Below are 12,261 nucleotides of genomic sequence, written 5' to 3' on the forward strand. Positions count from 1 at the left end.
GTCGCGGGTTTTTTCGTTAGAATTCACGCCCTTTTTCTGAAACACGCTTTTTGGGATTCGCGCGTTGGCGGGGTTCCTTGAAGAGCCTGACGGAGGCGGACAGCCTGTTTAGCTGTTACGCCCGTGGCGACTATGCAAGACACATTGAGAATCACCGAAGTTTTCTACTCATTGCAGGGGGAAACGCGGACTGCCGGGCTGCCCACTGTTTTTGTGCGCCTGACCGGTTGCCCATTGCGTTGCCAATACTGCGACAGTGCCTACGCGTTCACTGGCGGGACCATTCGCACCCTCGATGACATCCTCGAGCAAGTGGCCGGTTTTCGTCCGCGTTACGTCTGTGTCACCGGCGGCGAGCCGTTGGCGCAACCCAATGCCATCCCATTGCTCAAGCAGTTGTGCGACGCCGGTTACGAAGTGTCACTGGAAACCAGCGGCTCTATCGATATCTCGGCGGTAGATTCCCGGGTCAGTCGCGTCGTCGACCTGAAAACACCGGGTTCGAAAGAAGCGCACCGCAACCGCTACGAGAACATTGAACTGCTGACGCCCAACGATCAGGTGAAGTTCGTCATCTGTTCGCGGGAAGACTACGACTGGTCCGTGTCCAAGCTGATCCAGTACGGTCTTGATCGACGGGCCGGCGAGGTGCTGTTCTCGCCAAGTCATCACGACCTTAATGCGCGGCACCTGGCGGACTGGGTGGTGGCGGATAACCTGCCAGTGCGTCTGCAATTACAGCTGCATAAATATCTTTGGAATGACGAGCCGGGGCGCTGAGATGACTGAACAACTGAACACAACTGAAAAACGTGCGGTGATCCTGCTGTCCGGCGGCCTGGACTCGGCGACCGTCGTGGCCATGGCTCGGGCTGAAGGCTACGCCTGCTACACCATGAGCTTCGATTACGGCCAGCGCTCTCACGCCGAGTTGCACGCCGCTGCGCGAGTAGCCCGCGACCTGGGTGTGGTCGAGCACAAGGTGATCGGTCTGAACCTGGACGGTATGGGCGGCTCGGCACTGACCGACAGCAGCATCGATATTCCGGAAGAGGCGGGCGAAGGGATTCCGGTAACGTACGTGCCGGCGCGCAACACAGTGTTTCTGTCCCTGGCATTGGGCTGGGCTGAAGTGCTCGGCGCGCGTGACATCTTTATCGGTGTGAACGCGGTGGATTACTCCGGTTACCCGGACTGCCGTCCCGAGTTCATCGAATCCTTCGAGCGCATGGCCAATCTGGCGACCAAGGCCGGTGTAGAAGGCAACGGTTTCCGTATCCAGGCGCCGCTGCAGAACCTGAGCAAGGCGCAGATCGTCCAGGCCGGCGTGAAGCTGGGCGTCGATTACGGGCTGACTGTTTCCTGCTATCAGGCCGACGATAAGGGCTACGCCTGCGGTAAATGCGACAGCTGCCGCCTGCGTGCAGAAGGCTTCGCAGCCGCCGGAATCAGCGACCCAACACCTTATTTTTGATTTATTTCAAATTAGGTGTTGAATAGTCCTTAAAAATCAGTATTATACGCGCCACCACACAGCGGGTCGTTAGCTCAGTTGGTAGAGCAGTTGGCTTTTAACCAATTGGTCGTAGGTTCGAATCCCACACGACCCACCATTTTTTTGTAGCAGTTTTAAAAGTCTGGAAGGCCCACGCAAGTGAGGATTTCCGGATTTTTTTTTGCCCGCGATTTGTGCTCGCACAGGTCCGGGGCTGTACCGCATGACGCAGGTCAGAATCATCTTTTGCATCCACGGGATATTCTGTAGCCTTGCCCGGCTCCAATGCTGTGCCTGATGAATACTCACTCTCCCGGCGGTACCCATTAGTGGTCCGGAGCCGGGTGTATACTCGACTTTCGCGCGAAAGCGCCCGCAGGTCTTGCGATCATGACGCAAATTTCTGAACGCCTACTGGTTCAAGCTCACCTCGACGCCAAGCAGCCCAAGCCGCTGACCGCCGAGGAAGAGGCCTATTACCGCTCCGCTATCGCTGCCGAGCTCAAGGCTCAGGACGCGGTGCTGGTGGCGCACTTCTATTGCGATCCGGTGATTCAGGCCCTGGCCGAAGAAACCGGTGGCTGCGTGTCCGACTCCCTGGAAATGGCGCGCTTCGGCAATGCCCATCCGGCCAAGACCGTAGTGGTCGCCGGGGTGAAGTTCATGGGCGAGACCGCGAAGATTCTCAACCCCGAAAAACGCGTACTGATGCCGACCCTGGAAGCGACCTGCTCGCTGGACCTGGGTTGCCCGGTGGACGAGTTCTCGGCGTTCTGCGATCAGCATCCGGAACGCACAGTGGTGGTGTATGCCAACACCTCGGCGGCGGTGAAAGCCCGGGCTGACTGGGTGGTGACTTCAAGTTGTGCGCTGGAGATCGTCGAAAGTCTGATGGACAACGGCGAGACCATCATCTGGGGCCCGGACAAGCACCTGGGTACCTACATCCAGCGCAAGACCGGCGCGGACATGTTGCTGTGGGACGGAGCCTGCATCGTTCACGAGGAGTTCAAATCCAAACAGCTCGAAGACATGAAGGCGCTGTACCCGGACGCGGCCATTCTGGTGCACCCGGAGTCGCCAACTTCGGTAATCGAACTGGCAGACGCCGTGGGTTCCACCAGTCAATTGATCGCGGCCGCGCAAAGCCTGCCGAACAAGACCTTTATCGTCGCCACCGACCGCGGCATCTTCTACAAGATGCAGCAGCTGTGCCCGGACAAGGTCTTCATCGAAGCGCCAACGGCCGGTAACGGCGCTGCGTGCCGCAGTTGCGCGCATTGCCCGTGGATGGCGATGAACACCCTTGAGCGCACGCTGAAGAGCTTGAAGGAAGGGACGAACGAGATCTTTGTTGATCCGGCGTTGATTCCGCAGGCGATTCGGCCGTTGAAGCGGATGCTGGACTTTACCCAGGCGGCGCGGATGAAGTTGGCTGGGAACGCTTGATTCGTCAGCAATGAGCCAAAAAAACGCCCCGATCAAGTCGGGGCGTTTTTGCATCTGGCGGATTATTTGCTCTTCTTCGGAATCCGGACGAGCTGCGTATCCGAATACATGTCATGCCAACTGCGCTTCTGCTTATCAAACAGCGGCCAGATAAACCCCAGGCCCACGCACAACCACGACGCAATCGACACCACAAAGCGCAATAACGCCTGCCACAAGCTGATGGATGAACCATCGGCGTTCTGCACACGGATACACCACACCTGCATGCCCAGGGTCTGGCCGGACCAGGTCCAGAACTTGGCGAAGAAGCCGAACAGCACGAACAGCAGCACCGTCGACAGCAACGGATCGCCATCCAGGGCACCAGCTTCGGTCAACGTGCGCATCTTGTCTTCGCCGATGATTGCCATCTGGATCATCTTATAGACGCCGCTAGTGACGATCAGCAGGGCGGTGCATAACAGGAAGTCATAGAACATCGCTGCCAGGCGACGACCCAAAGTGGCGGCGGGGAAGTCGCCCTGGGGTTTGAGCAGGTGTTTCGACATGGCAGCCTCTGGACGAAAAAAGAAAGCCATTTTACGGATTTACGCGCACAAAAAAGCCCCTGATGTCAGCATCAGGGGCTTTTTCGTTACAGAAGGTTAGGCTTCTGCTTGTACTTCGTCAGCCTGCATGCCTTTCTGGCCTTGCACAGCGACGAAAGTCACTTTCTGGCCTTCTTTCAGGCTCTTGAAGCCGTTGCCCTGGATGGCGCGGAAATGCACGAACAGATCCGGACCGCTTTCAGGAGTGATAAAACCAAAACCTTTCTCGTCGTTAAACCACTTGACGGTACCGCTCTGACGTTGGGACATTTCTTATTTCCTTTGACGCAAAAAATTAATGACAGTCTCCTTCTCATGAAAGAGTACTGGGGCTGGTTGCAGGAGAGTAAGAAGACGTCGAACGGGATGTAGCTAACTTGTAGGCTACTGCCCAGGTCACGATTCCAAGCGACCCATGCAAACACAGTGAACAAACTCTACGCCAACTAGCCGATAAAAAACAAGCCCTGTGAGGGGCCCGGTTTTGCTCAGGTTGGTGGCTGTTAGTCAGTCCACTAGTGCCGGCTTATTCGATAGTGGTGTTCAATTGTTTTCGATCGTTATAAGACAAGTTCATAAGCGAAAGCCTGCACTGTTTTATGGCGGTTGCGTTACAGATTAGTGCGCTGTTAACGCAACCGCGTTACTTATAGAAACAGTCAATCAACCACGGTAGTAGCGTTGTGGAACAAATGGCATTTTGCTTACAAGCAAAGGCACCTTTTTCCCACGAACAATTGCCCAAACTGGCGTTTCCAGCGCGATGTAAGCGCTGTCGACATAACCCATGGCCAGCGGGCCACCCAAGGTCGGTCCGAACCCACCGCTGCACACGCTGCCGATGATGTCGCCGGCTTCGTTGACGATCTCTGCACCTTCACGCACCGGAGTGCGTTCTTGCGGCAACAGGCCAACGCGCTTGCGGCTGACACCGCCCTGTTGTTGAGCGAATACGGTTTCAGCGCCCGGGAAGCCGCCGGCCCGCGCACCATCGGCACGACGCGGCTTGGAGATGGCCCACAGCAGGCTCGCTTCGATTGGGGTGGTCTCGGTGTTCATGTCGTGGCCGTAGAGGCACAGGCCGGCTTCCAGGCGCAGGGAGTCGCGAGCACCGAGGCCGATGGCGGCCACTTCAGGTTCTGCCAGCAGGGCGCGAGCCAAGGCTTCGGCATTGGCGGCCGGGACGGAGATTTCGAAACCGTCTTCGCCGGTGTAGCCCGAACGGCTGACAAAGCAGTCCACGCCCAGCAGTTTCACCCGGGCGAACTGCATGAAGGTCATTTTCGCCACTTCCGGCGCCAGGCGCGCGAGCACGGTCACGGCGGCCGGACCTTGCAAGGCCAGCAGCGCGCGCTCTTCGAACAGCGGCTCGATCGTGCAATGGTCGCCGATGTGTTTGCGCAGGTGCGCCAGGTCCTGATCCTTGCAGGCGGCGTTGACCACCAGGAACAGTTCATCGTTACCCAGATTGGCGACCATCAAGTCGTCAAGAATGCCGCCCGTCTCGTTGGTGAACATCGCGTAGCGCTGCATGCCCACCGGCAAGTCGATGATGTCCACCGGCACCAGGGTTTCCAGGGCCTTGGCGGCATTGGCGCCGGTCAGGCGGATCTGGCCCATGTGCGAGACATCGAACAGCCCGGCCTGATCACGGGTGTGCTGGTGTTCTTTCATCACGCCCAGCGGGTATTGCACCGGCATGTCATAGCCGGCGAACGGCACCATGCGCGCGCCGAGTTCGATGTGCAACGCGTGCAGCGGGGTTTTCAGCAATTGTTCGGTGGACATATTCAGCTCCTGAAAATAGTGCGGATGCCTGCATCAGCACTCGATAATGTTGACCGCCAAACCGCCACGGGCGGTTTCCTTGTATTTGCTTTTCATGTCGGCGCCGGTCTGGCGCATGGTGCGGATGACCTTGTCGAGGGAGACGAAGTGTTGACCGTCGCCGCGCAGGGCCATGCGCACCGCATTGATGGCTTTTACCGAGCCCATGGCGTTGCGCTCGATGCACGGCACTTGCACCAAGCCGCCAATCGGGTCGCAGGTCAGGCCGAGGTTGTGTTCCATGCCGATTTCGGCTGCGTTTTCCACCTGCGAAACGCTGCCGCCGAGGACTTCGCACAAGGCGCCGGCCGCCATCGAACAGGCGACGCCGACCTCACCTTGGCAGCCGACTTCCGCGCCGGAGATCGAGGCGTTTTCTTTATAGAGAATGCCGATGGCCGCCGCGGTCAGCAGAAAACGCACCACGCCGTCTTCGTTGGCGCCGGGGATAAAGCGCATGTAGTAATGCAACACCGCCGGTACGATCCCGGCCGCACCGTTAGTGGGCGCAGTGACGACGCGCCCGCCATTGGCGTTTTCTTCATTAACCGCCAGCGCATACAGGTTGACCCAGTCCAACACCGACAGTGGATCGCGCAGGGCCGATTCCGGGTTTTTGCACAGTTGCCGATGCAGCGCCGCCGCACGGCGCTTGACCTTCAAGCCACCGGGCAAGATGCCCTCGTTGCGGCAGCCAGCGGCGACGCAGTCCTGCATCACTTGCCAGATATTCAGCAGACCCGCGCGGGTTTCCGCTTCCGGGCGCCAGGCGCTTTCGTTGGTCAGCATCACCTGGCTGATCGACAAGCCGTAGGTGGTGCAGTGTGCGAGCAGGTCCTTGGCGCTTTTGAACGGGAAGGTCAGCGGCGTGGCGTCTTCGACGATGCGGTCGGCGCCGGCGGCGTCTTCATCGACGACGAAACCGCCCCCGACCGAGTAGTACTCGCGGCTGCGCACTTGCAGGCCTGCGGCATCAAAGGCACGAAAGATCATGCCGTTGGGGTGATAGGGCAATGGCTTGCGGATCATTGCCAGGTGTTCTTTCTCGTTGAACGCAATGCTGTGTTCGCCGAGCAGATTCAAGCGACCGTTGCCGCGAATTTCTTGCAGGCGGGCGGCGACGGTTTCGGTGTTCACGGTGTCCGGGTGTTCGCCTTCCAGGCCGAGCAACACAGCCTTGTCGCTGCCATGTCCTTTGCCCGTGGCGCCTAGCGAGCCGTAGAGCTCGACTTTGACGCTGGTGGTTGCAGTCAGCAGCCCTTCACGGCGCAGACCTTCGGCGAAACGTGCAGCGGCACGCATCGGGCCGACGGTGTGGGAGCTGGAGGGGCCGATGCCAATCTTGAACAGGTCGAACACGCTTAACGACATGAGTTGTTCTCCGGTTTCTTGTTATGAGGAACACCCCGAACCTGTAGGAGCGAGGCTTGCCCGCGAAGCTTTTAGCGGCCGTGATGGCCTCTTCGCGGGCAAGCCTCGCTCCTACAGGAGGTGTGGCGTCCTTGCGGGACGGCCAAGCCGTCCCTTATGGATCAAGCGTAGCTTTCGATCGACGGGCAAGCGCAAACCAGGTTGCGATCACCAAACACGTTGTCGACGCGACCGACCGGTGGCCAGTATTTGCCTTCGATCAGCGATGCGACCGGATACACCGCTTGCTCACGGCTGTACGGATGCGTCCACTCGCCAACGATTTCCGCCGCGGTGTGCGGGGCGTTTTTCAGTGGGTTGTCTTCCTTGTCCAGCGTGCCGTTTTCCACAGCGCGGATTTCTTCGCGGATGCGGATCATGGCGTCGCAGAAGCGGTCCAGTTCTTCCTTGGATTCGCTTTCGGTCGGCTCGATCATCAGCGTGCCGGCGACCGGGAACGACATGGTCGGGGCGTGGAAGCCGAAGTCGATCAGGCGCTTGGCCACGTCATCGACGCTGATGCCGCTGCTGTCTTTCAGCGGACGCAGGTCGAGGATGCATTCGTGCGCCACCAGGCCGTTGCTGCCGGTGTACAGCACTGGGTAATGCTCTTCGAGGCGACGGGAAATGTAGTTGGCATTCAGGATCGCCAGTTGCGAAGCGCGTTTCAGACCGGCGCCACCCATCATCCGAATGTACATCCAGGTGATCGGCAAAATGCTCGCGCTGCCGAACGGTGCGGCGCAGACCGCGCCTTCTTTACGCTCCATGGTGCCGTGACCCGGCAGGAACGGCGTCAGGTGCGACTTCACGCCGATCGGGCCGACGCCCGGGCCGCCACCGCCGTGGGGGATGCAGAAGGTTTTGTGCAGGTTCAGGTGGCTTACGTCGCCGCCGAATTTGCCCGGCGCGCAGAGGCCGACCATCGCGTTCATGTTGGCGCCGTCGATGTACACCTGGCCGCCATGGTCATGAATGATGCCGCAGATTTCGCGGATGCCTTCTTCGAACACGCCGTGGGTCGACGGGTAAGTGATCATCAGTGCCGCGAGGTGTTCGCGGTGCTCGATGGCCTTGGCGCGCAGGTCTTCGATGTCAACGTTGCCACGGGCATCGCACGCGGTCACCACCACACGCATGCCAGCCATGTTGGCGGTGGCCGGGTTGGTGCCGTGGGCCGAGGACGGGATCAGGCAGATGTCGCGACGGTCTTCGCCACGGCTCTGGTGATAGGCACGAATCGCCAACAGGCCAGCGTATTCACCCTGGGAACCGGCGTTCGGTTGCAGCGAGATCGAATCGTAACCGGTGGCGGCGCAGAGCATCGCTTCCAGTTCGTCGGTCAACTGCTGGTAACCGGCGCTTTGCGCGGCCGGGGCGAACGGGTGCAGGGCACCGAATTCAGCCCAGGTCACCGGGATCATCTCGCTGGCGGCGTTGAGTTTCATGGTGCACGAACCCAGCGGGATCATGGTGCGATCCAGCGCCAGGTCCTTGTCGGCGAGCTTGCGCAGGTAGCGCATCAGCTCGGTTTCCGAGTGGTAACGGTTGAACACCGGGTGGCTGAGGATCGGCGATTGGCGTACCAGTGTCGCTGGAATGGTCGCTTGAACCGAAGCGGCGAGGGCGGCGACATCTGGCAGCGCTTTGCCGTCGGACAGCAGGGCCCACAGGGTTTCCACATCGGCTTGCGAGGTGGTTTCGTCGAGGGACAGGCCCAGGCGTTCGGCATCCACGACGCGCAGGTTGATCTGTTGGGCGCGAGCCTTGTCGTGCAATGCGGCCGTGTTAGCGCCGGTCTTGATCGTCAGGGTGTCGAAGAAGTTGGCTTGCTCGACGTTCAGCCCCAGTGCGCTCAGGCCTTTGGCCAGAATAGCGGTCAGGTGATGAATGCGGTTGGCGATCTGCGTCAGTCCTTTCGGACCGTGATACACGGCGTACATGCTGGCGATGTTGGCCAACAGCACCTGCGCGGTGCAGATGTTGCTCGTCGCTTTCTCGCGACGGATATGTTGCTCGCGGGTCTGCATCGCCAGGCGCAAGGCCGGCTTGCCGAAACGGTCCACGGAGACGCCGACCAGACGGCCCGGCATGTCACGTTTAAACGCGTCTTTCGTCGAGAAGTAAGCCGCGTGCGGACCACCGAAGCCCAGCGGCACGCCGAAGCGTTGTGCGCTACCGATGGCCACGTCAGCGCCGAATTCACCCGGCGGAGTCAGCACGGTCAGGGCCAACAGGTCAGCCGCGACAGCGACCAATGCGTTGGCGGCGTGGAAGCGTTCGGTCAGTTCGCGGTAATCAAACACGTCACCGTTGCTCGCCGGGTATTGCAGCAGCGCGCCGAAGAACGGGGTCACGTCAGTCAGTTCGTGTTCGTCGCCAACCACCACGTCGATGCCCAACGGCTCGGCACGGGTGCGCAGTACGTCGAGGGTTTGCGGGTGGCAATGCACGGACGCGAAGAAGGCGTGGCTGCCCTTGTTCTTGCTCAGGCGTTTGCAGAAGGTCATCGCTTCCGCGGCGGCGGTGGCTTCGTCGAGCAGGGAAGCGTTGGCGATCGGCAGGCCGGTGAGGTCGCTGATCAGGGTCTGGAAGTTCAGCAGCGCTTCCAGGCGGCCTTGGGAAATCTCTGGCTGGTACGGCGTGTACGCGGTGTACCAGGCCGGGTTTTCCAGCAGGTTGCGCAGGATCGGCGACGGCGTGTGGGTGCCGTAGTAGCCCTGGCCAATGTAGGTCTTGAACAGTTGGTTCTTGGCGGCGATGCCTTTGATCAACGCCAGGGCGTCGGCTTCGCTCAGGCCATCGTCCAGGCCGAGGACGCTGGTGCCTTTGATGCTTTCCGGAATGACGCTGGCGCTCAGGGCTTCCAGGGAGTCGAAACCGAGGCTGTTGAGCATGGCTTGCTCATCGCCGGAACGCGGGCCGATGTGGCGGGCGATGAATTCGTTGGCGGTGCTGAGATTTACTTGAGTCATGTCGGCGTTCCTCAGGCTTCGGCGTTGGCTTTGATCAGACGGTCGTAAGCGTCCTGATCGAGCAATTTGGCAACGGCCGAGGCGTCGGTTGGGCGGAAGCGGAAGAACCAGCCTTCGCCGAGTGGATCTTCGTTGACCAGTTCAGGGCTGCTGTCGAGTGCCGGGTTCACTTCCAGCACTTCACCGTCGAGAGGCATGTACACGCCGCTGGCGGCTTTTACCGATTCCACGGTGGCGGCTTCGGCGCCTTTGTCGTAGGACTGCAGCTCCGGCAGTTGTACGAAAACCACATCGCCCAAGGCGTTCTGCGCGAAAGCGGTGATGCCGACTGTGACGCTGCCGTCAGCTTCGGTGCGCAGCCATTCGTGATCTTCAGTAAAACGCAACTCGCTCATGGAAACTCCTAAGGGGGCCAGACTCGTCTGGTGGACGCGATTGAATGCTTGGGCTAAAGCCCTTCTTTATAGGAGGTTACTAAGCAAGAACACGGCCAAAGTTATTAAATCCTTATAAATCAATACTTTGTGTGTTTTCGAGGGGCGCGGGAGTTTATTGGCTGTAGCGAAATCGCTACAGCACAAAGCAAAGAAAAAAGCGTAATGGGATCAAAGCCTTGCACAGCGGTGATCTAAGGAGGGTGTATCGATATCATTCCGCTGTAGCGCTTTCAGTACAGATGAAGGTCGCTTTTAAACACGATTTAGATCGTTCCCATGCTCCGCGTGGGAATGCCTCAATGGACGCTCCGCGTCCGCTTTGGGACGCAGAGCGTCCCGGGCTGCATTCCCACGCAGAGCGTGGGAACGATCAAGTCTCAGGGCTTGTTGGGGATGCCGTACTTGCGCAATCGATGGGCGATCGCGGTGTGGGAGGTTTGCAGCCGGCTGGCCAGTTGCCGGGTCGAGGGGTAGCTGACGTAGAGTTTTTCCAGCAGGGTTTTCTCGAACTCTTCCATGGCCTGTTCGAGGCTATCCACTTCGCTGTCGCTCTGGCGCGCCACCGAGGTGCCGGCGATGTCGAGGTCGCCGATGTCCACCAGGCTGCTTTCGCAAATCGCCGCGGCGCGGAAGATCACGTTCTGCAATTGCCGCACGTTGCCCGGCCAGCGGTTACCGAGCAGCGCCGGATAGGTGCCGGGCGCCAGGCGACAGACCGGGCGCTGGATTTGCGCGCAGGCCTGCTGCATGAAGTAGCGGGCCAGCAGCAGGATGTCCTGGCCACGTTCACGCAGCGGCGGGACTTCGACGTTGAGCACGTTGAGGCGATAGAACAGGTCTTCGCGGAAGGTACCTTCGCTGACCATTTTTTCCAGGTTGCGGTGGGTGGCGCTGAGGATGCGCACGTTGACCTTCACTTCGCGATCACCGCCGACCCGACGGAAGCTGCCGTCATTCAAAAAGCGCAGCAACTTGGCCTGCAAGTACGGCGACATCTCGCCAATCTCATCGAGAAACACCGTGCCCTGGTTCGCCAGTTCCATCAGCCCCGGTTTGCCACCTCGTTGCGCGCCAGTAAAGGCGCCGGGGGCATAGCCGAACAGTTCGCTTTCGGCGAGGTTCTCCGGCAAGGCCGCGCAGTTCAACGCGAGGAACGGTGCACTGTGCCGCGCACTGATGGCGTGGCAGGCCCGGGCCACCAGTTCTTTGCCGGTACCGGTTTCGCCCTGGATCAACAGCGGCGCATCGAGGGCAGCGACACGTTGGGCCCGGGCCTTCAACGTACGAATCGCCGGGGATTCGCCGAGCAGCGCATCGAAACCTTCGGCGTGGTCGTGGTGCAGGGCCGACAGGCGTTCGCCGATGCGGCTCGGCTGATACAGGGTCAGCAGGGCGCCAGCGTCGGTGATCGGCGTGGCGTCCAGCAGCAAGGTCTGGCCGTTGACGGTGATCTCGCGCAGCGGCAGGCGAAAGCCGTTTTCCAGCAAGGTGTCGAGCAGTGCGGGGTCGGCGAACAGTTCGGCGATGCTTTCACCGGCCGGTTCGCGACCGTACAGGGCAATCAGCGCCGGGTTGGCCAGCAGCACTTTGCCGGCGCTGTCGAGGGCCAGCACCGGGTCGGTCATGGCCGCGAGCAAGGCGTCGAGCTGCAAGTGCCGACGTTGGCCGGGGAGGATGTCGACCACCGTCATCGCCTGCACGCCGCGCACGCTGAGCAACGCATCGCGCAGTTCTTCGAGGACGTCCGGGCTCAGGGTCGGGGCGTCGATGTAGACGTTGGGCGGGACCATTTCCACCGCATCCAGATTGAGATTGCGCCCACCGAGCAAGGCCAGGACTTCCTGGGTAATGCCGACGCGGTCGATGAAGCTGACGTGGATACGCATGGGGCGGTTTTGGTTCTGGAGTGCGGAGGGTGGCAAGTATGCCTTGGAGGAGGGGGTTAGGTGAAATCTGACGCAGGACTTACGTGCGGCGATAACCCCCTGTGATCGTTCCCACTCTCTGCGTGGGAATGCCTCAATGGACGCTCTGCGTCCGCTTTGGGGCGCGGAGCGTCCCGGGCTGCATTCCCACGC

At 60.2% G+C, this 12,261-nt stretch carries 10 protein-coding genes and 1 tRNA gene; 4 read left to right on the forward strand and 7 right to left on the reverse strand.

The features are described from left to right. Nucleotides 1-132: 132 nt before the first annotated feature. The 4 genes from queE to nadA all read left to right on the forward strand — a co-directional run bounded on the left by queE (nt 133) and on the right by nadA (nt 2,944). A complete protein-coding gene (queE, locus tag HKK53_RS27865; RefSeq protein ID WP_169373414.1) occupies nt 133-780 on the forward strand; it encodes a 7-carboxy-7-deazaguanine synthase QueE in 648 nt (215 codons plus the stop codon). A 1-nt stretch (nt 781) separates the two neighbouring features. Further along, a complete protein-coding gene (gene queC / locus HKK53_RS27870) occupies nt 782-1,474 on the forward strand; it encodes a 7-cyano-7-deazaguanine synthase QueC (protein WP_169373415.1) in 693 nt (230 codons plus the stop codon). A gap of 63 nt (nt 1,475-1,537) precedes the next feature. Beyond that, nucleotides 1,538-1,613: transfer RNA gene (locus HKK53_RS27875), tRNA-Lys, on the forward strand. A gap of 272 nt (nt 1,614-1,885) precedes the next feature. Beyond that, nucleotides 1,886-2,944, forward strand: coding sequence for a quinolinate synthase NadA (gene nadA, locus HKK53_RS27880; protein ID WP_042607283.1), 1,059 nt, complete (start codon nt 1,886-1,888; stop codon nt 2,942-2,944). 62 nt (nt 2,945-3,006) lie between these two features. On the opposite strand, the gene HKK53_RS27885 is transcribed toward nadA, so the two are convergent. The 7 genes from HKK53_RS27885 to HKK53_RS27915 all read right to left on the reverse strand — a co-directional run bounded on the left by HKK53_RS27885 (nt 3,007) and on the right by HKK53_RS27915 (nt 12,069). Continuing rightward, complete coding sequence (locus HKK53_RS27885) at nt 3,007-3,495, reverse strand: RDD family protein (protein ID WP_169373416.1); 489 nt, start codon at nt 3,493-3,495, stop codon at nt 3,007-3,009. Nucleotides 3,496-3,591: 96 nt separating this feature from the next. Further along, complete coding sequence (locus HKK53_RS27890; protein WP_003175786.1) at nt 3,592-3,804, reverse strand: cold-shock protein; 213 nt, start codon at nt 3,802-3,804, stop codon at nt 3,592-3,594. Between the two features lie 393 nt (nt 3,805-4,197). Next, entirely contained in the window at nt 4,198-5,322 is a 1,125-nt protein-coding gene (gene gcvT, locus HKK53_RS27895; protein ID WP_169373417.1) for a glycine cleavage system aminomethyltransferase GcvT, read from the reverse strand. 33 nt (nt 5,323-5,355) lie between these two features. Beyond that, a complete protein-coding gene (locus tag HKK53_RS27900; RefSeq protein ID WP_169373418.1) occupies nt 5,356-6,732 on the reverse strand; it encodes an L-serine ammonia-lyase in 1,377 nt (458 codons plus the stop codon). 161 nt (nt 6,733-6,893) lie between these two features. Then, a complete protein-coding gene (gene gcvP, locus HKK53_RS27905; RefSeq protein ID WP_169373419.1) occupies nt 6,894-9,746 on the reverse strand; it encodes an aminomethyl-transferring glycine dehydrogenase in 2,853 nt (950 codons plus the stop codon). A gap of 11 nt (nt 9,747-9,757) precedes the next feature. Next, nucleotides 9,758-10,141: a glycine cleavage system protein GcvH gene (gene gcvH, locus HKK53_RS27910; RefSeq protein ID WP_169373420.1), complete on the reverse strand. Its 384-nt coding sequence runs from the start codon at nt 10,139-10,141 to the stop codon at nt 9,758-9,760. A 419-nt stretch (nt 10,142-10,560) separates the two neighbouring features. After that, on the reverse strand, nt 10,561-12,069 hold the full coding sequence (locus HKK53_RS27915; RefSeq protein ID WP_169373421.1) for a sigma-54-dependent transcriptional regulator: 1,509 nt from the start codon (nt 12,067-12,069) through the stop codon (nt 10,561-10,563). Between the last annotated feature and the right edge of the window lie 192 nt (nt 12,070-12,261).

The organism is Pseudomonas sp. ADAK7 (genome assembly GCF_012935675.1).
Classification (GTDB): Bacteria; Pseudomonadota; Gammaproteobacteria; order Pseudomonadales; family Pseudomonadaceae; genus Aquipseudomonas.